The organism is Nonomuraea sp. NPDC026600 (assembly GCF_040638335.1).
Lineage (GTDB): Bacteria > Actinomycetota > Actinomycetes > Streptosporangiales > Streptosporangiaceae > Nonomuraea.
Map to the genome: position 1 here is coordinate 36,809 of NZ_JBEZYD010000022.1, position 22,322 is coordinate 59,130.

General features: G+C 68.1%; 26 protein-coding genes. 21 read left to right on the top strand and 5 right to left on the bottom strand.

Going from position 1 to position 22,322, the window contains the following annotated elements:
• The first annotated feature begins 249 nt into the window (after nucleotides 1-249).
• From AB0F17_RS38830 to AB0F17_RS38900, 15 genes are all read left to right on the top strand, one after another.
• Nucleotides 250-627, top strand: coding sequence for a hypothetical protein (locus AB0F17_RS38830; RefSeq protein ID WP_358033476.1), 378 nt, complete (start codon nucleotides 250-252; stop codon nucleotides 625-627).
• A complete protein-coding gene (locus tag AB0F17_RS38835) occupies nucleotides 627-1,004 on the top strand; it encodes a hypothetical protein (RefSeq protein ID WP_358033478.1) in 378 nt (125 codons plus the stop codon). Before AB0F17_RS38830 ends, AB0F17_RS38835 begins: the two co-directional genes overlap by 1 nt.
• A gap of 248 nt (nucleotides 1,005-1,252) precedes the next feature.
• A complete protein-coding gene (gene glyA / locus AB0F17_RS38840) occupies nucleotides 1,253-2,521 on the top strand; it encodes a serine hydroxymethyltransferase (protein ID WP_358033481.1) in 1,269 nt (422 codons plus the stop codon).
• Nucleotides 2,522-2,591: 70 nt separating this feature from the next.
• Nucleotides 2,592-3,869 carry an MraY family glycosyltransferase gene (locus tag AB0F17_RS38845; RefSeq protein ID WP_358033484.1) on the top strand — a complete coding sequence of 426 codons (1,278 nt, stop codon included), beginning with the start codon at nucleotides 2,592-2,594 and terminating at the stop codon, nucleotides 3,867-3,869.
• Nucleotides 3,870-4,000: 131 nt separating this feature from the next.
• Nucleotides 4,001-4,423: a hypothetical protein gene (locus tag AB0F17_RS38850; protein ID WP_358033486.1), complete on the top strand. Its 423-nt coding sequence runs from the start codon at nucleotides 4,001-4,003 to the stop codon at nucleotides 4,421-4,423.
• A gap of 65 nt (nucleotides 4,424-4,488) precedes the next feature.
• On the top strand, nucleotides 4,489-4,704 hold the full coding sequence (locus AB0F17_RS38855) for an AtpZ/AtpI family protein (protein ID WP_214641702.1): 216 nt from the start codon (nucleotides 4,489-4,491) through the stop codon (nucleotides 4,702-4,704).
• A gap of 67 nt (nucleotides 4,705-4,771) precedes the next feature.
• Nucleotides 4,772-5,563, top strand: a complete 792-nt coding sequence (gene atpB / locus AB0F17_RS38860; protein WP_358033489.1) for a F0F1 ATP synthase subunit A — start codon at nucleotides 4,772-4,774, stop codon at nucleotides 5,561-5,563.
• A 74-nt stretch (nucleotides 5,564-5,637) separates the two neighbouring features.
• The gene (atpE, locus tag AB0F17_RS38865) at nucleotides 5,638-5,868 is read left to right on the top strand and encodes an ATP synthase F0 subunit C (RefSeq protein WP_185071369.1); all 231 of its coding nucleotides are present in this window, start codon (nucleotides 5,638-5,640) and stop codon (nucleotides 5,866-5,868) included.
• Nucleotides 5,869-5,899: 31 nt separating this feature from the next.
• Complete coding sequence (locus tag AB0F17_RS38870; RefSeq protein ID WP_358033492.1) at nucleotides 5,900-6,451, top strand: F0F1 ATP synthase subunit B; 552 nt, start codon at nucleotides 5,900-5,902, stop codon at nucleotides 6,449-6,451.
• Nucleotides 6,452-6,459: 8 nt separating this feature from the next.
• The gene (locus AB0F17_RS38875) at nucleotides 6,460-7,269 is read left to right on the top strand and encodes a F0F1 ATP synthase subunit delta (protein ID WP_358033495.1); all 810 of its coding nucleotides are present in this window, start codon (nucleotides 6,460-6,462) and stop codon (nucleotides 7,267-7,269) included.
• Nucleotides 7,270-7,293: 24 nt separating this feature from the next.
• Complete coding sequence (gene atpA, locus AB0F17_RS38880; RefSeq protein WP_358033497.1) at nucleotides 7,294-8,943, top strand: F0F1 ATP synthase subunit alpha; 1,650 nt, start codon at nucleotides 7,294-7,296, stop codon at nucleotides 8,941-8,943.
• A gap of 3 nt (nucleotides 8,944-8,946) precedes the next feature.
• Nucleotides 8,947-9,849, top strand: coding sequence for a F0F1 ATP synthase subunit gamma (locus AB0F17_RS38885; RefSeq protein WP_358033499.1), 903 nt, complete (start codon nucleotides 8,947-8,949; stop codon nucleotides 9,847-9,849).
• Nucleotide 9,850: 1 nt separating this feature from the next.
• Nucleotides 9,851-11,296, top strand: a complete 1,446-nt coding sequence (gene atpD / locus AB0F17_RS38890; RefSeq protein ID WP_358033501.1) for a F0F1 ATP synthase subunit beta — start codon at nucleotides 9,851-9,853, stop codon at nucleotides 11,294-11,296.
• Nucleotides 11,297-11,357: 61 nt separating this feature from the next.
• Entirely contained in the window at nucleotides 11,358-11,759 is a 402-nt protein-coding gene (locus AB0F17_RS38895; protein ID WP_358033504.1) for a F0F1 ATP synthase subunit epsilon, read from the top strand.
• A 36-nt stretch (nucleotides 11,760-11,795) separates the two neighbouring features.
• Nucleotides 11,796-12,173, top strand: a complete 378-nt coding sequence (locus tag AB0F17_RS38900; protein WP_358033506.1) for a DUF2550 domain-containing protein — start codon at nucleotides 11,796-11,798, stop codon at nucleotides 12,171-12,173.
• On the opposite strand, the gene AB0F17_RS38905 is transcribed toward AB0F17_RS38900, so the two are convergent.
• A complete protein-coding gene (locus AB0F17_RS38905; protein ID WP_358033509.1) occupies nucleotides 12,170-12,760 on the bottom strand; it encodes a cob(I)yrinic acid a,c-diamide adenosyltransferase in 591 nt (196 codons plus the stop codon). The two genes, AB0F17_RS38900 and AB0F17_RS38905, sit on opposite strands and share 4 nt — an antisense overlap.
• A gap of 126 nt (nucleotides 12,761-12,886) precedes the next feature.
• Between AB0F17_RS38905 and AB0F17_RS38910 the strand changes: the two genes are divergently transcribed.
• The 4 genes from AB0F17_RS38910 (at nucleotide 12,887) to AB0F17_RS38925 (ending at nucleotide 16,479) form a co-directional block, all read left to right on the top strand.
• Complete coding sequence (locus AB0F17_RS38910; protein WP_358033512.1) at nucleotides 12,887-13,783, top strand: ATP-binding cassette domain-containing protein; 897 nt, start codon at nucleotides 12,887-12,889, stop codon at nucleotides 13,781-13,783.
• Nucleotides 13,780-14,901: an ABC transporter permease gene (locus AB0F17_RS38915; protein WP_358033515.1), complete on the top strand. Its 1,122-nt coding sequence runs from the start codon at nucleotides 13,780-13,782 to the stop codon at nucleotides 14,899-14,901. Before AB0F17_RS38910 ends, AB0F17_RS38915 begins: the two co-directional genes overlap by 4 nt.
• Nucleotides 14,902-16,071: a histidine kinase gene (locus AB0F17_RS38920; protein ID WP_358033518.1), complete on the top strand. Its 1,170-nt coding sequence runs from the start codon at nucleotides 14,902-14,904 to the stop codon at nucleotides 16,069-16,071.
• Between the two features lie 90 nt (nucleotides 16,072-16,161).
• The gene (locus AB0F17_RS38925; RefSeq protein WP_358033521.1) at nucleotides 16,162-16,479 is read left to right on the top strand and encodes an STAS domain-containing protein; all 318 of its coding nucleotides are present in this window, start codon (nucleotides 16,162-16,164) and stop codon (nucleotides 16,477-16,479) included.
• A 199-nt stretch (nucleotides 16,480-16,678) separates the two neighbouring features.
• Here the strand turns inward: AB0F17_RS38925 and AB0F17_RS38930 are convergent, their stop codons facing one another.
• The 4 genes from AB0F17_RS38930 to nucS form a co-directional block, all read right to left on the bottom strand.
• Complete coding sequence (locus AB0F17_RS38930) at nucleotides 16,679-17,221, bottom strand: TetR/AcrR family transcriptional regulator (protein WP_358033524.1); 543 nt, start codon at nucleotides 17,219-17,221, stop codon at nucleotides 16,679-16,681.
• A gap of 144 nt (nucleotides 17,222-17,365) precedes the next feature.
• Entirely contained in the window at nucleotides 17,366-18,838 is a 1,473-nt protein-coding gene (locus tag AB0F17_RS38935) for an aldehyde dehydrogenase family protein (RefSeq protein ID WP_358033526.1), read from the bottom strand.
• 32 nt (nucleotides 18,839-18,870) lie between these two features.
• On the bottom strand, nucleotides 18,871-20,184 hold the full coding sequence (locus AB0F17_RS38940) for a carotenoid oxygenase family protein (RefSeq protein ID WP_358033528.1): 1,314 nt from the start codon (nucleotides 20,182-20,184) through the stop codon (nucleotides 18,871-18,873).
• 76 nt (nucleotides 20,185-20,260) lie between these two features.
• Complete coding sequence (gene nucS / locus AB0F17_RS38945; RefSeq protein WP_214641686.1) at nucleotides 20,261-20,923, bottom strand: endonuclease NucS; 663 nt, start codon at nucleotides 20,921-20,923, stop codon at nucleotides 20,261-20,263.
• A 116-nt stretch (nucleotides 20,924-21,039) separates the two neighbouring features.
• Between nucS and AB0F17_RS38950 the strand changes: the two genes are divergently transcribed.
• Together AB0F17_RS38950 and AB0F17_RS38955 are read left to right on the top strand one after the other, a co-directional pair.
• A complete protein-coding gene (locus AB0F17_RS38950) occupies nucleotides 21,040-21,330 on the top strand; it encodes an ATP/GTP-binding protein (RefSeq protein WP_358033531.1) in 291 nt (96 codons plus the stop codon).
• Nucleotides 21,331-21,470: 140 nt separating this feature from the next.
• Complete coding sequence (locus AB0F17_RS38955) at nucleotides 21,471-22,175, top strand: alpha/beta fold hydrolase (RefSeq protein ID WP_358033873.1); 705 nt, start codon at nucleotides 21,471-21,473, stop codon at nucleotides 22,173-22,175.
• The last annotated feature ends 147 nt before the right edge of the window (nucleotides 22,176-22,322 follow it).

A 22,322-nucleotide genomic window follows, 5' to 3' on the forward strand; every position in this document is an offset into this window, starting at 1 on the left:
GATAACGGGACGGGTCGTGTGGCGCCGACTGATCCGCCGGGGCAGCAGGTTCCGGATAACGGGACGGGTCGTGTGGCGCCGACTGATCCGCCGGGGCAGCAGGTTCCGGATAACGGGACGGGTCGTGTGGCGCCGACTGATCCGCCGGGACAGCAAGTGCCCGACAACGGGACGGGTCACGTCACCCCGACCGAGCCATCAGGGCAGCGGGCTGCGGATGCCTCGACGCCCACTGTAGGTGAGCCGGTGGTGGTGGGGCCCACTGAGCCGTCGGTGGACCAGGGCGGGGCAGTTGCGCCGCCTGCCGCCGATGCCGCGACGCCGCCGGTCACCGACACCTCCGCCCGGCCAACCCACGCTACGACCGTCTACGCGGCGGCCGGGGTCGACGCCACTGCGTGGGGTGGCGACGGTCGTGGTGGCGTCGTCTCCGTTGATGCCAAGTCCCTGGACTCCGACGCGCTCAGGACTCTGGTCCAACACCACCGTGACGTTCAGCCGCTCGACATGCCGAGCGTGGAGGTCCCGCCGGGTGAGTACGGCGAGGGCCGGTGGGCGCTCGGAGACATCCAGCCTGATGGGCCGCCCGGCACGGTCGAGCCGGGGACCCGCGAGAGGAGCGCGTGATGTACGTGGACCCGCCCGCCCCTCAACCCCGCCAGCCGGGCGAGAACCCGCCCCTCAACGGCAACGGCAACCCCCTGGAAGCCCAGCCAAGGGCCTGGGAGTTCAACCCCGAGTACCAGCGACTGGTCGCCGCCTGGCAGACCGTCCTACCCCTGCTGGAGGGCCTCACAACGGCCCTTGACAAGGCGTACCGGCTGGCCAGGAGCCCTCAGACGTGGGACGCGCCCGTGGGGACGCGCTACGTCGAGGACATCGGGGCGTGGCGGTCCAGGCTCGCCCTGTATCGCCAGGCTGTGCTGACGTCGATCAGTGAGGAGGCCGCCGACACGCCACGCTGGGTGCCCAGCGCGATCGGCGCCCCCCACGCGTTCTCCTGACGGATGCCAGCCGGGCGCCAGCGCCGGACGCCAGCGACGGGCAACGGCGACGGTGACGGGCGACGGTGACGGGCGACGGTGACGGGCGACGGTGACGGGCGACGGTGACGGGCGACGGTGACGGGTGCCAGTGAAGGGTGACAGGGCGTGCGTAACGTGTGGGTCTGTCGGCTCACGGACGTGCGCCTGAAAGCTCCAGAAACACCAGGAAGATGGGAAAAACGGACAAATAGCCGTACAGTGGAGCAATGGGTGTACCGCCCTACTACGGCCCCGACTTCGGCCGGCTCCAGCGGCAAGATCCCGAGCTGGCTCAAGTGCTGCTCGACGAGCTGGACCGGGTCCGCGGCGGTCTCCAGCTGATCGCGAGCGAGAACCTCACCTCCCCAGCCGTTCTGGCCGCCCTTGGCTCCACCCTCACCAACAAGTACGCCGAGGGCTACCCGGGCAATCGCTACTACGGCGGCTGCGAGGTCGTGGACCGGGCGGAGCGGCTGGCGATCGAGCGGGCGGGCCGGCTGTTCGGCGCCGATCACGCCAACGTGCAGCCCCACTCGGGCGCCTCCGCGAACCTGGCGGCGTACGCGGCACTGCTGCAGCCTGGCGACACCATGCTGGCCATGGACCTGTTGCACGGCGGCCACCTCACTCACGGCTCGAAGGTGAACTTCTCCGGAAGATGGTTCGACGTCGTGTCGTACGGCGTGCGGCGCGACACCGAACTCATCGACTACGACGAGGTCCGGGATCTGGCGCTGCGGCACCGGCCGAAGGTCATCGTCTGCGGCGCCACCTCCTACGCCCGGCTGATCGACTTCGCCGTCTTCCGCGGCATCTCGGACGAGGTGGGCGCCTGGCTGCTCGCCGACGTGGCGCATCCGATCGGGCTGATGGCGGGTGGCGCCATCCCGTCCGCCGTGCCGTACGCGGACGTGGTCACGTACACGACGCACAAGGCACTGCGCGGACCACGCGGGGGCGGGATCCTGTGTACGGCGGAGCTCGCCGCGCGGGTCGACCGGGCGGTGTACCCGTTCATCCAGAGCGGTCCGCTCATGCACGTCGTGGCGGCCAAGGCGGTGGCGTTCGGCGAGGCGCTGCGGCCCGAGTTCGGCGAGTACGCCAAGCAGGTGGTCGCCAACGCGCAGGCCCTGTGCGACTCGCTGGCGGCCGAGGGGATGCGGCCGGTCTCGGGCGGCACGGACACGCATCTGATGCTCATTGACCTGCGCGAACTGGGCGTATCGGGCGCCGAGGCGGAGCGGCGGTGCGCCGCGGCGGGGATCACGCTCAACCGCAACGTGATCCCGTATGATCCGGAGCCTCCGGCCGTGACGTCGGGGATACGCGTCGGCACCCCGTGTCTCACCACACAGGGCATGGGGCCCCAGGAGTTGAAAGAAGTGGGGACGCTGCTCGTGCAGGCCGTGCGCCATCCGGGCACCGCGACCGAGGTCAGGGAGCGGGTGTCGGCCCTGTTGGCATCGTCCTTCCAACCGTATGACAGCGAATATTAAGAGCGAATATTAAGCTGGTGTGTGTCGATTTCCGGTCACAGCCGGTCCGAGCATCCAGGAAACTAGGTCCGTGCGCGAATACCTGTTCATGGCGCTCATTGCCGCAGCGGTGACGTATCTGCTCGTCCCGCTGGTGCGCCGCTTCGCCATCCGCATCGGCGCCATGCCCGAGGTCCGCGACCGCGACGTGCACACCACACCGACGCCGAGACTGGGCGGTCTGGCCATGTACGGCGGGCTGGTCGTCGGGCTGCTGGTGGCCAGCGAGCTGACCAACACCGGCAAGGTGCTGAACGACGCCGAAGGCCAGCCGGTGGCGGCGCTGATCATCGCGGGCGGCATCATCACGTTGACGGGGTTCCTCGACGACTGGTGGGGCATGGACGCCTTCATCAAGCTGGCCGGCCAGATCGCGGCCGCCGGCGTGCTCGTCTACTTCAACCTCCGCCTCACCTACATCCCGCTGCCGAAGGACTGGGGCGGCTCCACCAGCCTCGACTACACACTGAGCACCATCATCACGATCCTGGTCGTGGTGGTGGCGATCAACGCGGTCAACTTCGTCGACGGCCTAGACGGCCTCGCGGCGGGGATCGTCTGCATCGCGAGCATGGCCACGTGGGCCTATTCGATCTTCCTCAAGCAGAGCATCAGCGGCGACCGCATCGCGACCACGGCGGCCATCGCCGCCATCCTCATCGGCTGCTGCCTGGGCTTCCTGCCGCACAACTTCCATCCCGCCAAGATCTTCATGGGCGACACCGGGGCGATGCTCATCGGGCTCGTGCTCGCCTCCTCGATCGTCACCGTGACGCCCGTCGACCCTTCGGTCATCGAGGGCATGAACAAGGTGCCGGTGCTGCTGCCGCTGCTCGTGCCCGCCGCGGTGCTGGTGCTTCCGCTCATCGACCTGATCACCGCCGTCGTGCGGCGCACCTCGCACGGCATGTCGCCGTTCGCGCCCGACCGCGGTCACCTGCACCACCGCCTGCTCGACATCGGCCACTCCCACCGCCGCACCGTGCTGATCATGTACGCGTGGACGTTCCTGTTCGCGTTCGGCATCGTCGCGCTGTCCACCATCGGCGTGCCCAGCCTGCTGTTCCCGGTGGTCATCCTGCTCGCGCTGGGCGTGCTGGTGCTGATGGCCGCGCCGCGGTGGCGGGGCAGGGGCGGCCTCCACTCCCGCGGCAAGTCCGACGACGACGGCCCGCCCACCGGGCCCATGCCGCCGATCCTGCCGCAGACCGAGGTCAGGCGGCAGGTCCCGCCGCCCGGCGGCCCGTCGCAGGAACGCGCGAGTGCCGCGGGGAAACCGGTCATTCCGGCAGTTCCGGGCCGTTCATGATCGCGAACTAGAAACGGCAGGTAAAAGCGGTCTTCCGTGAGCTTGTGATATCTTTCACGAGCAGGGGCCCCCGATGCACCGGCTTTGGGGGTAGCAAACGCTCGCTTGATAACATGCTTACTGGAGCACCGATGCAGGCCAACGACGTGCGCGTACTCAAGAGTGCCGCGATCCCCACCCTTGCGGTTGGGGTGGTCGCCGTGGTCGTGGCCCTGCTCCTGTCGGGAGCGAAAGGAGCGCTGGGCGCGGCCATCGGCACTCTGCTCGTCGGTGTCTTCTTCAGCATCAGCGTGATCGCGGTCTCCTATGCCGCCCGAGTCTCCCCGCAACTGATGGCCATCGCCGCGATGGGGAGCTATCTCGTCAAAGTCGTCGTCATCATGCTGATGCTGGCGGCCTTCGGCGACACCACGGCGTGGAATTCCAAGGCTTTCGCCTGGTCCGTCGTGGTAGGGACGCTCGTCTGGACGGCCGCCGAGGTGCGGGCGTTCATCAAGACAAAAATGCTCTATGTCGACCCCGAAGCCAAGGTCCCCGGGAACGGTGGCGCATGAGGCTGGTAAAGGGATGGGGTCCGATATGACTAGTCCTCTACTTGCCTGCTATCGTCGGGCCCGCGATGAGCGAACAGGAACGCCGACCGGAAGACGACGGTCAGGACTTCGCCAACGCCGCCTGGTCGATCCCCAGCTATCTGCTCGCCGGGATGGCGATCTATGGCGGTGGCGGCTGGTTGCTGGACCGTTGGCTCGACACGTCCGCGTTCTTCCCTATAGGTGTCGTCCTGGGGATCGTGCTGTCCGTGTACCTGGTCTACCGCAAGTACGGTCGCTAGCCGCACGGCGCGACCGCTTCGCTGAGGAAACCCTTGTGATCCGCTACGACGTTGAAGGGAACGCCGCGTGAGTGCGCTGACGGTCCTCGCCGACGATCAGTTCAAGGCTCCGTCGCCTGATGAACTGTTCAATTTCTCCCCCATCATTGCCGGGGTCGACTGGTTCACGAAGCCGGTTCTTCTCGCGCTCCTCAGCTCGGTCATCGTGATCGTGTTCTGCTGGGCGGCCTTCGCCAACCCGAAGATCGTGCCACGGGGAGTCCAGAATGTCGCCGAGTACGGCTACATGTTCGTCCGCGACCAGGTCGCCCGGCCCTTCCTGGGCAAGGACGCCGACCGGTGGATGGGCCTGCTGCTGACGCTCTTCTTCCTGGTGTTCCTGTGGAACATCATGGGCGTCATCCCGATACTCCAGTTCCCGGTGGCCTCGCACATCGCCTTCCCGGCCGTGCTCGCGATCTCGATCTACGTGCTCAAGGTCTACCTGGGTGTCAAGCACCAGGGGGCGGTCGGTTACTTCAAGAACATGATGTTCCCGCCGGGACTGCCCAAGCCGATCTACATCCTGCTGTCGCCGATCGAGTTCCTGTCGAACATGATCATCGCGCCGTTCACGCACGCGGTCCGGCTCTTCGCCAACATGTTCGCCGGCCACATGCTCCTCGCGTTCTTCAGCATGGTGGGCTTCTGGTTCCTGTTCGAGAAGCTGACCCCGCTGGGCGCGACGGTCGGTGTCATCGGCGTCGTGATGACCATCATCTTCACCGCGTTCGAGATCTTCATCCAGTTCCTGCAGGCGTTCCTGTTCGCGATGCTGGCGTCGATGTACATCGGCGGCGCACTTCACGCAGAGCACTGAGAACCATCCCATACCGGAATATCCATGACCGGTGAAGACACGCTTCACCGGCCGTCCAGTAAAGGAATACAGCAATGAGCGTTCTCGCTGAGGTCTCCGGCAACGTCACCGCCATCGGTTACGGTCTCGCCGCCATCGGCCCCGGCATCGGCGTCGGCATCATCTTCGGTCAGGGCGTGCAGGCCATCGCGCGCCAGCCCGAGGCCTACGGCCTGATCCGCCAGAACATGCTCCTCGGCTTCGTCCTCACCGAGGCCCTCGCCCTGCTCGGTCTGGTCGCGCCGTTCATCTTCCAGGCGCTCTGACCAGAAGAATCCCTGACGAAAGGCTGCATCCATGACTATGGCAGCTACGATCCTCGCCGCGGAGGAGGGGTCCAATCCCCTCATCCCGCACACATTCGAGCTCGTCGTCGGTATCTTCTCGTTCTTCGTCGTCCTCTTTTTCGTCGGTAGGCTGCTCGTCCCCCGGATCCAGAAGACGCTGGCCGAGCGGACCGACGCTATCGAAGGCGGCATAAAGCGAGCGGAAGAAGCTCAGGCAGAGGCACTCAACCTGCAGAAGCAGTACCGCGACCAACTGGCCGAGGCCAGGCACGAAGCGGCTCGTCTCCGTGAGGAAGCTCGCGAGCAGGCCGCGCAGATCAGGGCCGAACTCCGCGAGGACGCGCAGGCCGAGGCCCGTCGTCTCGTCGAGGCTGCGCACGCGCAGATCGAGGCGGACCGGCAGGCGGCCTTCGCCCAGCTCCGCACAGAGATCGGCCGTTTGTCGACCGACCTGGCCAGCCGCATCGTCGGCGAGTCCCTGGAGGACGAGGCCCGGCAGCGTCGTGTTGTCGACCGCTTCCTCGACGAGTTGGAGAGCTCGGACGCGCAGGCGGTGCGGTGAGCGACCACATGAGAGGTCTCAGCAAGAACTCTCTCGCCGTGGTCGAGGAGCGGTTCAACGCCGCGGCGGGCTCGGCGGACCTGGGCCGGCTGGCCGAGGACCTCAACGCGATCGCCGATCTGCTGGACCGTGAGCACGGACTGCGCCGGGCCCTGTCGGACCCGGCCAGGCCGGCCGCTCAGAAGGCTCAGGTCGTCCGGGGTCTGCTCGGCGGCAAGGTCGCCGAGGCCGCGATCGCCACGGCTGAGGCGGCGGTCGAGGCCAAGTGGTCGCGCGCCGGTGACCTGGCCGACGTGCTCGAGCGGCTCGGCGTCATCGCCGCGGCCGCGGAGGCCGAGGCGCAGGGCACGCTGGACGACGTGGAGGACGAGCTCTTCCGCTTCGGCCGGATCGTCGCCGCCAACCCCGAGCTGCGTCGCGCCCTCACCGACCCGGCCGCTCCCGAGGAGGGCAAGCGGCAGCTGCTGCAGGACCTGCTCGGCAGCCGGGTCGCCCCCACCAGCCTGCGTCTCATCACGCAATTGGTCGTACACCCTCGTGGACGTAGCCTGGAGGCAGGTCTGGAGGAGCTCGGCCGGTTGGTGGCACAGCAGCGCCAGCGCCTCGTGGCGAGCGTGCGCAGTGCGGTCGAGTTGACCGAGGAGCAGAAGCGGCGCATCACCACGTGGCTGCGCACCTCCTATGGTCGCGACGTGCACATCAACGTCGAAGTGGATCCCCGAGTGCTCGGTGGTTTCTCGGTCCGCATCGGCGACGAGATCATCGACACCACCATTGTGGGACGAATCGAAGAAGTCCGCCGCCGGTTGGCCGGCTAGGGCGATAGAGGAGACAGAGAAGAGATGGCGGAGCTTACGATCCGGCCGGACGAGATCCGGGACGCGCTTGAGCGCTTCGTCCAGGCGTACGAACCGGAAGGCGCCGCGCGCGAGGAGATCGGGACCGTCGTCGACTGTGGCGACGGCATCGCCCATGTCTCCGGCCTTCCCTCGGCGATGGCGAACGAGCTGCTCGAGTTCGAGGACGGCACGCGCGGCCTGGCACTCAACCTCGACACCCGCGAGATCGGTGTCGTGGTCCTGGGCGACTTCAGCAAGATCGAGGAGGGCCAGACGGTCCGCCGGACGGGCGAGGTCCTGTCCGTGCCCGTCGGCGACAACTTCCTCGGCCGCGTGGTCGACCCCCTCGGCATCCCGCTCGACGGCAAGGGCGCCATCGAGTCCGAGGGCCTGCGTGCCCTCGAACTCCAGGCCCCGTCGGTCGTCCAGCGGCAGCCGGTGAAGCAGCCGCTGCAGACCGGCATCAAGGCGATCGACGCCATGACGCCGATCGGCCGTGGCCAGCGCCAGCTGATCATCGGTGACCGTGGCACCGGCAAGACCGCGATCGCCGTGGACACCATCATCAACCAGCGCGACAACTGGGCCTCCGGTGACCCGGACAAGCAGGTGCGCTGCGTCTACGTCGCGGTCGGCCAGAAGGGCTCGACGATCGCCCAGGTGCGGGCTCGCCTTGAGGAGGCGGGCGCGCTCGAATACACCACGATCGTCGCCGCTCCGGCGTCCGACCCCGCGGGCTACAAGTACATTTCGCCCTACACCGGTTCCGCCATCGGGCAGCACTGGATGTACCAGGGCAAGCACGTTCTCATCGTCTTCGACGACCTGACCAAGCAGGCCGACGCCTACCGCGCGGTCTCGCTGCTGCTGCGCCGCCCGCCGGGCCGTGAGGCCTTCCCGGGCGACGTCTTCTACCTCCACTCCCGCCTGCTGGAGCGCTGCGCCAAGCTCTCCGACGACATGGGCGCGGGGTCGATGACCGGCCTGCCGATCATCGAGACCAAGGGCAACGACGTCTCGGCGTTCATCCCGACCAACGTCATCTCCATCACCGACGGGCAGTGCTTCCTGGAGACCGACTACTTCAACGCCGGTATCCGCCCCGCCATCAACGTCGGTGTCTCGGTCTCGCGAGTCGGTGGCTCGGCGCAGATCAAGGCGATGCGGAAGGTCGCGGGCACGCTGCGGCTGTCGCTGTCGCAGTATCGCGACCTGGAGGCCTTCGCGTCCTTCGCGTCCGACCTCGACGCGGCGTCCAAGGCTCAGCTGGAGCGCGGTCAGCGACTGACCGAGCTGCTCAAGCAGGCTCAATACTCGCCGTTCTCGGTCGAGCGCGAGGTCGTGTCGGTCTGGGCGGGCACCACCGGCGAGCTCGACGAGGTGCCGGTCGAGGACGTCCGCCGCTTCGAGTCGGAGTTCCTCGACTACCTGCAGACCAGCCACAAGGGTGTCTTCGACAGCATCCGCGAGACCAAGGATCTGCTGGACGACACGGTGACCACCCTCAAGGACGCCGTCACGGAGTTCAAGAAGGGCTTCACCACCCTCTCCGGTGAGCTGCTGGTCAAGGATGAGCCGGTCGCGCCGCTCGAAGAGGGCGAGGTCGGCCAGGAGAAGATCCGTAAGGTCGTCCGCCCGGCGGAGAAGAAGTAGCCCATGGGTGCCCAGCTAAGGCTGCTGCGGCGGCGGATCAAGTCGGTCAAGTCGACCGCCAAGATCACCCGTGCCCAGGAGCTCATCGCCTCTTCGCGGATCGTGAAGGCGCAGATGCGGATGCAGGCGGCGCTGCCGTACGAGCGTGAGATCACTCGCGCCGTCACCGGCGTCGTCAGTAACGCGTCGAGCGTCGACCATCCGCTGACCGTGGCGAAGGAGAACCCCACCAAGGCGGGCGTGCTCATCGTCACCAGCGACAGCGGGTTCTGTGGCGGCTTCAACGCCAACGTCCTGCGTGAGGCTGAGGCCCTGCGTGGACTGCTGAAGAGCCGCGGCCTGGAGGCCATCCCGTTCGTCACCGGTCGTAAGGGTGTCACCTGGCACTCCTTCCGCAACCGGACGATGGGCGGGCAGTGGGTCGGCTTCTCCAGGAAGCCCGCCTACGGTGACGCCAAGGAGATCGCCGAGCTGCTGATCGAGTCGTTCAAGGACGAGAACGGGATCGACGAGATCCACATCGTCTCGACCGAGTTCGTCTCGATGCTCACGCAGAACGTCGTGGTCAAGCGCGTTCTGCCGCTGGAGGTCGAGGAGACCGAGGCGAGCGAGAGCGACGCGATCCCTCCTTACTTCGAGTTCGAGCCCACCGCGGCCGACGTACTCGAGTCGCTGCTGCCGCGCTACGTGGAGTCCCGCATCTTCACGGCGCTGCTGGAGTCGGCGGCTTCAGAGGAGGCCGCGCGTCGCCGCGCGATGAAGTCCGCCACGGACAACGCCAACGAGCTGATCCGCGTGTTCACCATGCAGATGAACCAGGCTCGTCAGGCCGAGATCACCCAGGAAATCAGCGAGATCGTCGGTGGCGCCAACGCGCTCGCTGACGCCGCAGCGGGGAAAGAGTGAAATGACTGCAGAGGCTGTTGAGACCGTAGAGACCCCCGCGGCCGGTGTCGGCCGCGTGGCTCGGGTCACAGGGCCCGTCGTCGACGTGGAGTTCCCCGTCGAGGCGATGCCCGACATCTACAATGCGCTGAACCTCGAGGTGACCCTCGGGGAGGAGACCAAGCTGCTGACCCTTGAGGTCGCTCAGCACCTCGGTGACAACATCGTCCGGGCCATCTCCATGCAGCCCACCGACGGTGTGGTCCGGGGTGCGGCCGTCACCGACACCGGGGTGCCGATCTCGGTGCCCGTCGGCGATGTCGTCAAGGGTCACGTGTGGAACACGCTCGGCGAGGCGCTGGACGTGCCGACCGCTTCTCTCAAGATCACCGAGAAGTGGGGCATCCACCGGCCGTCGCCGGCGTTCGACCAGCTCGAGTCGCGCACCGAGATGCTCGTCACGGGCATCAAGGTCATCGACCTGCTCATGCCGTACGTGCAGGGTGGGAAGATCGGCCTGTTCGGCGGCGCGGGTGTGGGCAAGACCGTCCTCATCCAGGAGATGATCCGCCGGGTCGCCCGCAACTTCGGTGGCACCTCGGTGTTCGCCGGTGTCGGCGAGCGCACCCGTGAGGGCAACGACCTCTGGCTGGAGATGGAGGAGGCGGACGTCCTCAAGGACACCGCGCTCGTCTTCGGCCAGATGGACGAGCCGCCGGGCACCCGTCTGCGGGTCGCCCTGTCGGCTCTGACGATGGCGGAGTACTTCCGCGACGTGCAGAAGCAGGACGTGCTGCTCTTCATCGACAACATCTTCCGCTTCACGCAGGCCGGTTCCGAGGTGTCCACGCTCCTCGGCCGCATGCCGTCGGCGGTGGGTTACCAGCCCACGCTGGCCGACGAGATGGGTGTGCTCCAGGAGCGCATCACCTCGACGCGCGGTCACTCGATCACCTCGATGCAGGCGATCTACGTGCCCGCCGACGACATCACCGACCCGGCGCCGCACAACGCGTTCGCGCACCTCGACGCGCAGACCGTGCTCTCCCGGCCGATCTCGGAGAAGGGCATCTACCCCGCGGTGGACCCGCTCGACTCCAGTTCCCGCATCCTCGACCCGCAGATCGTGGGCGAGGAGCACTACGCGGTGGCCCAGGAGACCAAGCGGATCCTGCAGAAGTACCGCGAGCTCCAGGACATCATCGCCATCCTCGGCATCGACGAGCTGTCGGAAGAGGACAAGGTCGTCGTTCAGCGGGCCCGCCGTATCGAGCGGTTCCTGTCGCACCCGATGTACGCCGCCGAGGCGTTCACCGGCCAGCCCGGCGAGAACGTACCGCTGGACGAGACCATCGCCTCCTTCAAGGGCCTCTGCGCGGGTGAGTACGACCACCTGCCCGAGCAGGCGTTCTTCATGGTCGGCGGCATCGACCAGGCCATCGCCAAGGCCAAGGAACTCGAGCGCTGATCGCCCGTGGTGGGGGTATGGCGCGAGCCCTACCCCCACTCCTGTCCGGAAAGGAGCCTACGTGGCCAAGCTACGAGTAGGCGTTGTCTCGCCCGAGCGTGAGATCTGGTCTGGCGAAGCCGACATGGTGATTGCCAAGACCGTGGACGGCGAGATCGGTATTATGCCGCAACACGCACCTGTGCTCGGCGTTCTCGTCGAGGGCGGCGTGCTGCGCGTGAAGCGGGAGGGCAAGGGCGACCTGGTCGCGGCAGTGCACGGTGGATTCATCTCCGTGGCCGACAACGAGGTGTCCGTGCTCGCCGAGGTGGCCGAGCTCGGTTCCGAGGTCGACGTCGCGGCTGCCCGTGACGCTCTCGAACGGGCACAGGCCGCGATCGAGGCCAGCCAGGAAGACGCCGACGCGGCCATCGAGGCCAAGCGCGCCAAGGCCCGGCTGCGTGCGGCCGGCGAAGAGGTCTAGTTCTTTGATGCGAATTTGAGGCAAGGGGGCGACTTGGTGGCAACGGTTCTCATCTGTCTGCTACTGGTCGCCGTCCTGGTGGCGTTGCGCGGGCTCGTGCTGGCCCGCTCCCGAGGGAGCGTGCCCTGCCGCCTGCGGGTGGGCGACCAGGGCTGGCAGCGCGGGGTAGCCCGCTACGCCGACGGAGAGGTCCATTGGATCCCGCTCATAGGTCTGCTCCTCAGGCCCCGCCACGCGATCGCGAGGCGGGGCCTCGTCGTTTCCGCCCGGCGCGAGCTGGACAGCGGTTTCTACGCCGTGGACTGTTCCGGCACCACGCGCGACATGTCGCTGGCGATGAGCGCCGACGCCCTGACCGGCTTCCTCGCCTGGCTCGAGTCCGCGCCGCCGAGCGCGTATCTGGATGTCGCCTAGCGGGTGCCGCCCGGCTTCCAGAGGATCTCGCCACCCGCGTGCGCGACCCTGCACAGGATGAACAGCAGGTCTGACAGGCGGTTGAGGTATTGGGCCGTCAGCGGGTTCATGTCCTCGTGCGTCTGCAGAGCCGCCCACGTCGTACGTTCGGCGCGCCGGACCGTGACCCTCGCCAGGTGCAGCGCGGCTATGGCCGGGTCGCCGCCGGGGAGGATGAAGCTGCGGAGCGGCTTGAGCTGCTCATTGAACTCATCGCACTTCGTCTCCAGCCAGTCGATGTAGGACGGTTCGACCCTGAGCGGCGGGAACTCCGGATTGTCCGTGACCGGCGTCGCCAGGTCGGCACCCACGTCGAAGAGCTCGTTCTGGATGCGGATCAGCACTGCCGTCAGCTCCGTCGGCAGCGTGCCGTGCGACAAGGCCAGGCCCAGGTGCGCGTTCGCCTCCTCCACGTCCGCGTAGGCCGCCAGGCGTGAGTCGGTCTTGGAGGCGCGGCTCATGTCGCTCAGAGCGGTGGTGCCGTCGTCGCCGGTGCGGGTGTAGATGCGGGAGAGGACGACCGGCTTGTCCTTGTCGGCGCGCGTCATGGGGCCAGCGTAATGACAAAAGTCATCCGGAACGGACGCGGGGCGCATACCGCGCCGGTGATTTCCTCGACTACCAGGGCGAATCGCTACCCGCGAGGATGGATCCATGATGAAGGAGAGGATCTGATGCTCGAGATCAGCGAACTGCGCAAGCGCTTCGCCGGTGGGCCGGACGCACCGGAGGGCAAGGTGGCCCTCGACGGGATCAGTTTCGTCGTACGGCCGGGCGAGATGTTCGGATTCGTCGGCGCGAACGGCGCCGGCAAGACGACCACCATGCGGATCGTCATGGGCGTGCTGCAGGCCGACGCGGGCTCGGTGAGCTGGCAGAGCAGACCGCTGGAGTACGCCGACCGGCGGCGGTTCGGCTACATGCCCGAGGAGCGGGGGCTGTACCAGAAGATGCGTGTCGCCGAGCAGGTCGAGTACTTCGGTCGGCTGCACGGGATGGACGGCGCGGCGGCCAGGGCGGCGGCCGGCGACCTGCTGGAGCGGCTGGGGCTGACCGAGCGCAGGGGTGACGCGGTCGAGGCGCTGTCGCTGGGCAACCAGCAGCGTGTGCAGCTCGCCGTGGCGCTGGTGCACGACCCCGAGGTGCTGGTGCTCGACGAGCCGTTCTCCGGGCTCGACCCGATCGCGGTCGACGCGCTGGCCACGGTGCTGCAGGAGCGCTGCCGCGGCGGCGTACCGGTGATCTTCTCCAGCCATCAGCTGGAGCTGGTGGAGCGGCTGTGCGACTCGGTCGGCATCGTGTCGGCGGGCCGGATGGTGGCCAGCGGCGCGGTCGGCGACCTGCGGGCGGTGGAGAGCCGTACGCTCCGCGTCGTGGTGCGCGACCCGGCGCCCGGATGGGCCGACGGCCTGCCCGGCACCGTCACCGTCACCGGAGACCGGCACGTGCTGCTCACCACCGACGGTGACGGCCAGGAGATCCTGCGCCGCGCCATGAAGGCCGGGCAGGTCGAGCACTTCGGCACCGAGCAGCCGACCCTTACCGAGATCTTCAAGGAGGCCGTGGCGTGAACGGCGGCATGAGCAGTGTGATGCTGGTGGCGCGGCGTGAGGTAGCCATCCATATCCGGACGAAGGCCTTCCTACTGGGTCTACTCATCACCGCCGTGCTGGTGGGCGGGGTGGCGTTCGCGCCGAAGGTCCTGGACCGCCCCGACTCGTACAAGATCGGCGCCGTGAACTCCCAGGAGCTGCCGCTGAAGGCGGCGGCGCCGGACGCGGAGTTCGAGTGGCGGAGGTTCCCCGACGAGGCGGCGGCCAAGAAGGCGGTGCTCGACGGCGACGTGGACGCGGCGCTGATCGACAACACCAAGGTCCTCACCGACGGCGAGATCGGCACCGAGCTCGGCGTGCTGCTGCAGAGCACCAACCGGGAACTCAAGCTGGGCGCCGCGGGCGTGTCGGTCCCGCCGCTCCAGATGGTGTCCGTGGGCGCCGACACCCGTTATCAGGCCGCCAGGACCGGCATCGCCGTGGTGCTCGTCCTCGTGCTCTTCATGCTGATCATCGGACAGGTCATGATGGTCGCCATGGGCGTGGTGGAGGAGAAGGGCAGCCGGATCGTGGAGATCCTGCTCACCTCGGTGCGGCCGTGGCAGCTGCTCGCCGGCAAGATAGCCGGCCTGGGCGCGCTCGGTCTGATCAACCTGGGCACGATCCTCGTGGTCGGCATCTCGGCCTCGCTCGTCTCGGGCATCGCGGTGGACTTCCCGCCCGGCCTGCCGGGCATCGTGGCGGGGGTGCTGGTCTGGTTCGTGCTCGGCTACGCCTTCTTCGCCACGCTCGCGGCCGCGCTCAGCTCGCTGGTCTCCCGGCAGGAGGAGGTGGGCAACGTGATGACCCCGCTGACCATGCTGATCATGGTGACCTACTTCGGGGCCTTCTACGTCACCACCGACCCCACCGGCACGCTGGCCAAGGTCGCCTCGCTCGTGCCGCCGTTCTCCTCGATGGTCATGCCGGTGCGGATGGCCGCCGCCGACGTGCCGTTGTGGGAGGTCGGGCTGTCCATGGTGCTGATGGTGCTGGCCGTGGTCGGCGTGCTGTCCTTCGGCGCGAAGGTGTACGAGCGGGCCGTGCTGCGTACCGGGGCCAGGGTCAAGCTCGGCGACGTGTTGCGTGTGAAATAGGTGGACGCGATCAGGCGGGCCCGGCGCATCGCCCTGTGCATGCTGAATTCGGTGGCCGTGACGATGTGGCTCTGCATCGTCGTGTCGGCTCTCGGCGTCGCCACCGACGGCAGGGTCTCGTGGCCGCGTTTGGTGCCCGCTCTGATCGCCATGATCGTCTTCACTTGGCTGTTCCTGCGCATCGCCCGCGCCGTCCTGGAGGGCCGCTACCTCACGAGAGAGGTCGTGGCGGCGGGCGCTCTCGCCTTCTTCGCCGCCGCCCTGGGCGTGGCCGACCCGCTCGGGTGGGGCTTCGGGCTGCTGGCCTGGCTGTCCTTGGCGGCGATCGGCGTCCGCAAGTGGGTGGCCGTGGGCCTGACGGTGGGGACGTTCGTGGCCGGGCTCGGGCTGGGGGCCATCGCGGTCCTTACGGGACAAGGCCTTGTGTCGATCCCGATCCCCGGCGATGTCGCGGCGATCATCACCATGGGATTGCTCTACGCGCTCATGTGCGCCGTGTTGCCGCCGTCCAACCGGCTCTGGGTGTGGATCTACACGCTCGCCGTACAGGCTCACGAAGGCAGGGCGGCGCACACCCAGCTCGCGGTCGCGGAGGAGCGGCTGCGCTTCGCCAGGGACCTGCACGACCTCGTGGGGCACCAGCTCTCGGCCATCGCGGTCAAGACCGAGCTGGCCGTACGGCTGTCGGACGCCGACACCGTCGCCGCGAAGGCGGAGATGGTCGAGGTGAACGGGCTGACCAGGACGGCGCTGCGGGAGCTGCGCCAGGCCGTGCGCGGCTACCGCGAGCTCGACCTGAACGCTGAGCTGGACAGCGTGAAAGGCGTACTCGAAGCGGCCGGCATCCGCTGCGAGCTGCAGCTGCCCTACCGTGAGCCGCCGGGCGGCGTGGCGCCCGCGTTCGCCTATGCCGTCCGTGAGGCGGTGACGAACGTGCTCAAGCACAGCACCGCCTCGTTCTGCGAGATCACGCTCCGCTTCACCGACGAGGAGGCGGAACTGCTGGTGCGCAACGACGGAGTGGTCCGCCGCCAGGCCGCCGACCTGGGCAGCGGCCTGATGGGCATGGGGGAACGGCTGGCGGGCGTCGGTGGCAAGGTCACGGCGCGTCCCACGGGCGATGGAGAGTTCCTGCTGCGGGCGGTTGTGTCACTCCCGATCTGTGGGTAGTGGAGGAGTGCCGGGTCAACCCCGGCAAGCACCCTGCGCAAGGGTACGACTACGCCACGCGAGACAAGTGGCGTGACTTGAGGAGGTGGCATGCGCGTCCGGGGCGATCCAGGGGCCCAGGTGGTGCGGATCGGGACGAGACTCGACGCCGGGACGTCGGCGCGGGTGCGGACGCGTCTGCACGACGCGGTCGACTCCGGCGAGGGAGACCTGATCCTCGACCTCTCCAAGCTGGAGATGATCGACGCCACCGGCCTCGGAGTGCTCGTGGGCACGCATCGGCGCGCGTTCAGCGTGCAACGCCGCCTCGTTCTTCGGGGGGTGCCGCCGCGGATCATGCGGATCCTGGCGGTGACCCGGCTGAATCGGGTTCTGCCTGTGGAGGCTTCGGCGGTCGCGGTGGCCTGAAGCGGTGGCCGGCGGTGCTCGGGAGTACGCCGGATGTCGCGATATATAGGGCGAGCAGCGATCAGCCGCTGCTCGCCCTCATTTCGTGGCCCATACTCCCACAGACGGTAGTAGTTCTAAGAACGACGGATATCCTGATTAGCGCGTCGATTATTCGCCATACCACATTGCCAAATAAACACGATCCGTAATCAGGGCCTCACGACGCACCGAGGGTTCTGCCGAAGATGTGTACGGCGACGCCGACCAGTTCGTCGATGGGCGGCGGCTCCTCCGCCAGCAGCCATTCGATGAGCAGCTCTTGTAGCGCTCCAATTGCTCCGAGCGCCACCAGCCGCCGATTCGGCTGGGCCGGCTGCGGGAATTCCGCCGCCGCCTCCTCGACAAGACGGGCGAAGGACTCGATGGCGCGCTGGCGAGAAGCCGTGAGAACATCGCCTGACCTGCGCACCTCCAAGTGCATGATGCGAGCGCGACGCCAGTCGGCCGTGGCGAAGTCGATATACGCGCGAATCCCCGCCCGCACCCTGTCATCCAGGGTCGCGGGCGCCTCTTGTAACGCCTTGGCAACAACGGCGAGGCTTTCCTCCACGCATCGCTCGTGCAGCGCCTGAAGAAGTTCCTCTCGGCCGCCGAAACATTCGTAGAAGGCGCGGTTCGAGATCCGGGCCTCCGAGCACAGTCTTTCGATCGTCGTCGCCGCGAAACCTGGCTTCGCGTATAGCGTGTAGGCGGCTGTCATCAGCCGCTCGCGTCTGTCCGCCAGCCTTTGCTCAGCCGACATTCCCCGGTAAGACCGGTTCACATTCCACCCGTCCAACATGATCGTGGCCCCCAGAGCACACAATTATGGACGGATGATCCGTTTTGGGAAAGAGCATATACTTTATCTCTTACGTCGGCCGTGCAAGATCGTGACAAGCCTGATCAGCCGCTCAAGCTCCGCGGGCCCTCTGCTGAACGAGGTCAGGTTCATGCCGGGCATTACGAACCGCTGGCGGCTGATCGCTTTGGGCCTGGCGAACTCCCGCAACCCGTCGGCTCCGTGGATGCGCCCGAAGCCCGAATCGCCGACCCCACCGAACGGCAGCGCGGGCACGCCGGCGAATGAGATGACCGAGTTGACGGCCGTCATCCCGGTGCGCATCAGCCGGGCCAGTTCCATGGCCCGGCGGGTGTTGCCGGAGAAGACGGTGCCTGCCAGCCCGTACGCCGAGGCGTTGGCCAGCTCCAGCGCCTGCCGCGCGTCGCGGGTGCGCCGTACGGTGATGGTCGGGCCGAACGTCTCCTCGCGCACCGCGGGGGAGTCCTCCGGGACGTCCTCGACGATCACCGGGTCCACGTACGGCGCGCGCACCGAGTCGGGGCCGCCTGTCACGACTTTTCCGGACTTGGTGGCGTCGTCGATGTGGCGCCGGATGATGTCCAGCTGGCCCGGCATGGTGATCGGGCCGTAGTCCTGGCCGGCCTTGACCGTGGCGACCCGGTCCGACAGCTCGCGCATGAAAGTTTCATAGACGGCGTCCACGACGTACACCCGCTCGACACCCACGCACGTCTGCCCGGCGTTGGACATCGCTCCCCACAGGCAGGCGTCGGCGGCGGCCTTCAGATCGGCGTCGGCGTCGACGATGAACGCGTCCTTGCCGCCGCACTCGGCCACGATCGGCGTCAGGTTCTCGGCGCAGGCCGCCATGACCCGCTTGGCCGTGGCCGTCGAGCCGGTGAACGCCACCTTCTTGACCCGAGGGTCCTTCGCCAGCAGCGCGCCCGTCTCCCCGAGGCCGGTCACGGTCTGGAACACCGGCTGCTCCGGCACCGACTCGGCGAACAGCTCCGCCAGCCGTACCCCGACGCCGGGGGTGAGCTCGCTGGGCTTGAACACGACCGCGTTGCCGGCCGCCAGTGCGTACGCGATCGAGCCCATCGGCGTGAAGACCGGGTAGTTCCACGGACCGATCACGCCGACCACGCCCAGCGGCAGGTATTCGAGCGTGGCGGCCAGGTTGAGGCCGATCATCCCGGTCGAGACGCGGCGCCGCCCCAGGACCTTGGCCGCGTTGCGGGCCGCCCAGTCGAGGTGCGTGATCGCCAGCACGATCTCCAGCGTGGCGTCGCCGACCGGTTTGCCCGTCTCGTCGTGCACGAGCCCGGCCAGCTCCTTGAGGTGCTGGGTGAGCACGGCCTTGTAGTCGAGCAGGCGGCGCCTGCGCTCGGCGGGGGCCAGCCCGGCCCACCACGTCGCGGCCTGCTCGGCCCGGCCGACGGCCTCGCGCACGGCGTCGGCGGACTGCTTGGGGTGACTCCCGACGACCTCGCCGGTCGCCGGGTTCACTGAGTCGAACGTCAGCGTGGTCATGGCGTCACCATAGACCGGTAAGCCATCGCTTACTAGCGCGGCACGTCCGCCAGCCACGTCCCGTGGAAGCCGGCCGGAACACGCTGGGGCAGCCGGACCGACGCCACGTCCGACAGATCGGTGGCGTCGAGGACGAGCAGCTCGGAGCGGTCGCCCGTGGTGACCACCGACAGCAGCCAGCCCTCGTCCTCGGCCCGCGCCCCCTCGGCCGGCACGAACACCGCCTCGCCCGTGTCGTCGCCGGTCTCCCTGACCTGGGCCGCGCCGGTCTGGTGGTCGTACTTGACGATGGAGCCGGAGCCCTCGCCCACCGTGTAGAGGTAGCGGCTGGCCCGGCCGAGCAGGGCGTCGTTGAACGTGGGGAACTCGATGCCCCGGTCGTCCTGCGCCTCCTCCTTGACCGAGCAGGACGCCGGGTCGAGCGTCCACCGGTGCAGCGTCGCGGCGGCGATCGTGGCCGCGTGCCTGGCCGGGTCCCCGGTGTTGCCGATGCGCGACCACACCCCGGTGAAGGCGGCTTGTGTGTAGCGGGCGGCGTTGAGCACGATCCGGCCGTCCGCGTCCTCCCACGCGTTGCCGACGTGGAAGACGTAGCACGGGTCGACGTCGAACCAGCGGGTCGGGCCGCCCTGCCGGGGCGTCACGCCGATCCGCGCGCCGTATCCGTCCTCCCAGGCGTACGGCATGCCCGCGCGCCCGGCCTCGAACACGAAGGGCAGGTCGAGCCAGATCAGGTAGTGCTCGGTGACGGCGAAGTCGTGCATCATCGTCGACTTCGGCACCTCGATCTCCCGGCTCTCCACCAGCTCGCCGTCCGCCGACAGGCGGTGGTAGGTGACGAACGGCGGGAAGTACCCGTATCCGAAGAAGTGCAGCTCCCCGGTGACCGGGTCCTCCTTGGGATGTGCGGTCATCGCCGTGGCCAGCCGCCCGCCGAAGTCGCACGGGCCGACCGTGGCCAGCTCCGGCGTCAGCTCGTGCGGCAGGCCGTTCTCGACGAGCGCGAAGATGCGGTCGGCGTGCCTGATCACGGAGGTGTTGGCCGTGACGGCGGCCAGGTCGACCCCGCTCTCACCGGTGAAGGGCGCGTTGTCGGTGAACTTCTTGGTGCGTACCCACCGGTTCCGGTACCACTCGGCCCGCCCCCGGTCGAGGCGTACGCCGTGCAGCATTCCGTGGCCGGCGAACCAGTGGCCGGGGTCCTCGCCCGGCCGCGGGTTGGGGCCGTTGCGGAAGTATCGCCCGGTCAGCTCGGTAGGCAGGGCGCCGGAGATGGGAAGGTCGTACGCCTCGGTCTCGTCGGAGACCGGGGCGAGGTTGCCGCTCAGGTAGATAGGCGTCGTCATGTCACGCTCCAATGTTGATATGTCAAAACTAGAATTTCTAGTCGTGACATGTCAACACAGGAACGTCGTCCGCCTATCAGAAGAGCGTGGGGTTCTCCGGTTCGATTCCGCGCAGCGTGTCGTAGTCGAGGGTGACGCAGTGAATGCCCCGGTCGGCGGCCAGCACGCGGGCCTGAGGCTTGATCTCCTGGGCGGCGAAGACGCCGCGGACGGGGGTCAGCAGCGGGTCGCGGTTGAGCAGGTCCAGATAGCGGGTCAGCTGCTCGACGCCGTCGATCTCGCCGCGGCGCTTGATCTCGACCGCCACCGTCGCGCCGAGCGCGTCACGGCAGAGGATGTCGACCGGGCCGATCGCCGTCATGTACTCGCGGCGGATCAGCGAATAGCCGGGGCCCAGCGTCGTGATGTGCTCGGCGAGCAGCTCCTGCAGGTGCGCCTCGACGCCGTCCTTGATCAGGCCGGGGTCGACGCCGAGCTCGTGGCTGAAGTCGTGGAGGATCTCGGCCATCGTCAGGACCAGTTTCTCGCCGGACTTGCCGTGGGTGACGGTCCAGGTCTCGCCGTCCTCCTTGAGCTTGCACGGCGGGTTCATCCAGTTGAGCGGCTTGAAGGCGCGATCGTCGGCGTGGATGGACACGCTGCCGTCCGCCTTGATGAGAATGAGCCTTGGCGCCATCGGCAGGTGAGCCGTGAGCCGTCCGATGTAATCCACGCTGCATCGCGCGATGACCAGCCGCATGACGGCCAACCCTACCGGCTCTGGAAAACTGGACGCATGGCGTTCGAGATGGTGGGAGTGGCCGGCTTCGGCACGACGGGGGCGGGAGGCGCGGCGGGGCCGGCGCGGGCGGAGCCGTGAGCCCGCGCCGCGCCCGCCGCCGGGAGTCGTCCCGTCCCCTCGGCCAGCCCGGGGGCGTGGACCGGGTCGAGGAATGGCCGGACGGCGAGTGGAAGGTACGCATGCTCAACGGCTCCACCTCGACCAAGGTCTACCGCTGTCCCGGCTGCGACCAGGAGATCCGCGGCGGGCAGCCGCACCTGGTGGCCTGGCCGGCCTGGAGCGGCGGTGACGATGAGCGCCGCCACTGGCACCCGGCGTGCTGGCGGAAGAGACTGGATCGCGGCCCCGGCCGCACCCGCTACTGAAAACGGTCGCGGCAAGCCCCCCGCCGCAAGCCCCCGCGACACGCCCCCAGACCTGAACCCCGTGACACACCCCCCGACATGACCCCGAGGCGCACCCCCGTGACACACCCGCTGACATGACCACACTGAAGGGACCGACGTTGGAGATTCGCGCGGCGACCGTGCTGCCCGCCCGGCGAGAGCCGATCGAGCTGCACACGGCCGACGGCCAGATCCTGGTCGGGGAGCTGGCCCTCCCCCTCGACCGGCCACCCGTGGCGACGCTGGTCACCTTCCACCCGCTGCCGACGCACGGCGGGTTCATGGACAGCCACGTCTTCAAGAAGGCCGCCAACCGCCTGCCCGCCCTGGCCGACCTGGCCGTGCTCCGCTTCAACACGCGCGGCACCTCCTCCGATCGCGGCACCTCGTCCGGCACCTTCGACGGCGGGGAAGGGGAGCGGTTCGACGTGGCGGCGGCCCTGGAGTACGCCGAATACCACGATCTGCCGCACGTGTGGGTGGTCGGCTGGTCGTTCGGCACCGAACTGACGTTGAAGTGGGCCCGCGACCCGCTCGTCGAGGGCGCCATCCTCCTCTCGCCGCCGCTGCACCGGGCCACGGACGAGGACCTGGACGCGTGGGCCGGGTTCGGCCGGCCGCTGGTGGCCCTGGTGCCGGAGTTCGACGACTACCTGCGGCCCGAGGAGGCCAAGCGGCGCTTCGCGCGGGTGCCGCAGGCCGAGGTCATCGGGGTCGACGGGGCCAAGCACCTGTGGGTGGGCGAGCCGTACGTACGCATCGTTCTGGACGAGATCGTCCGCCGGGTGAACCCGTCCGCGGCTCCGTTGCCTGTCGACGTCTGAGGTTGGCGATTTTTTTCAGACATAGCGCAATTTTTGACGAAATTCGGCAGGGATCTAGACGAACCGCTTTTCCCGGGTGACAATCCGATCGTCAAATGAAGATCGTGGAGACGCCGGGCGGGCTTGACCTGCGCGGCGTCCCAGTTC

Coding starts and splice junctions, on each gene's coding strand:
- AB0F17_RS38835 (WP_358033478.1), top strand. CDS start 627: ATGTACGTGGACCCGCCCGCCCCTCAACCCCGCCAGCCGGGCGAGAAC.
- glyA (WP_358033481.1), top strand. CDS start 1,253: ATGGGTGTACCGCCCTACTACGGCCCCGACTTCGGCCGGCTCCAGCGG.
- AB0F17_RS38850 (WP_358033486.1), top strand. CDS start 4,001: ATGCAGGCCAACGACGTGCGCGTACTCAAGAGTGCCGCGATCCCCACC.
- AB0F17_RS38855 (WP_214641702.1), top strand. CDS start 4,489: ATGAGCGAACAGGAACGCCGACCGGAAGACGACGGTCAGGACTTCGCC.
- atpE (WP_185071369.1), top strand. CDS start 5,638: ATGAGCGTTCTCGCTGAGGTCTCCGGCAACGTCACCGCCATCGGTTAC.
- AB0F17_RS38870 (WP_358033492.1), top strand. CDS start 5,900: ATGACTATGGCAGCTACGATCCTCGCCGCGGAGGAGGGGTCCAATCCC.
- AB0F17_RS38875 (WP_358033495.1), top strand. CDS start 6,460: ATGAGAGGTCTCAGCAAGAACTCTCTCGCCGTGGTCGAGGAGCGGTTC.
- atpA (WP_358033497.1), top strand. CDS start 7,294: ATGGCGGAGCTTACGATCCGGCCGGACGAGATCCGGGACGCGCTTGAG.
- AB0F17_RS38885 (WP_358033499.1), top strand. CDS start 8,947: ATGGGTGCCCAGCTAAGGCTGCTGCGGCGGCGGATCAAGTCGGTCAAG.
- atpD (WP_358033501.1), top strand. CDS start 9,851: ATGACTGCAGAGGCTGTTGAGACCGTAGAGACCCCCGCGGCCGGTGTC.
- AB0F17_RS38905 (WP_358033509.1), bottom strand. CDS start 12,760: ATGACGCGCGCCGACAAGGACAAGCCGGTCGTCCTCTCCCGCATCTAC.
- AB0F17_RS38910 (WP_358033512.1), top strand. CDS start 12,887: ATGCTCGAGATCAGCGAACTGCGCAAGCGCTTCGCCGGTGGGCCGGAC.
- AB0F17_RS38925 (WP_358033521.1), top strand. CDS start 16,162: ATGCGCGTCCGGGGCGATCCAGGGGCCCAGGTGGTGCGGATCGGGACG.
- AB0F17_RS38930 (WP_358033524.1), bottom strand. CDS start 17,221: ATGACAGCCGCCTACACGCTATACGCGAAGCCAGGTTTCGCGGCGACG.
- AB0F17_RS38935 (WP_358033526.1), bottom strand. CDS start 18,838: ATGACCACGCTGACGTTCGACTCAGTGAACCCGGCGACCGGCGAGGTC.
- AB0F17_RS38940 (WP_358033528.1), bottom strand. CDS start 20,184: ATGACGACGCCTATCTACCTGAGCGGCAACCTCGCCCCGGTCTCCGAC.
- nucS (WP_214641686.1), bottom strand. CDS start 20,923: ATGCGGCTGGTCATCGCGCGATGCAGCGTGGATTACATCGGACGGCTC.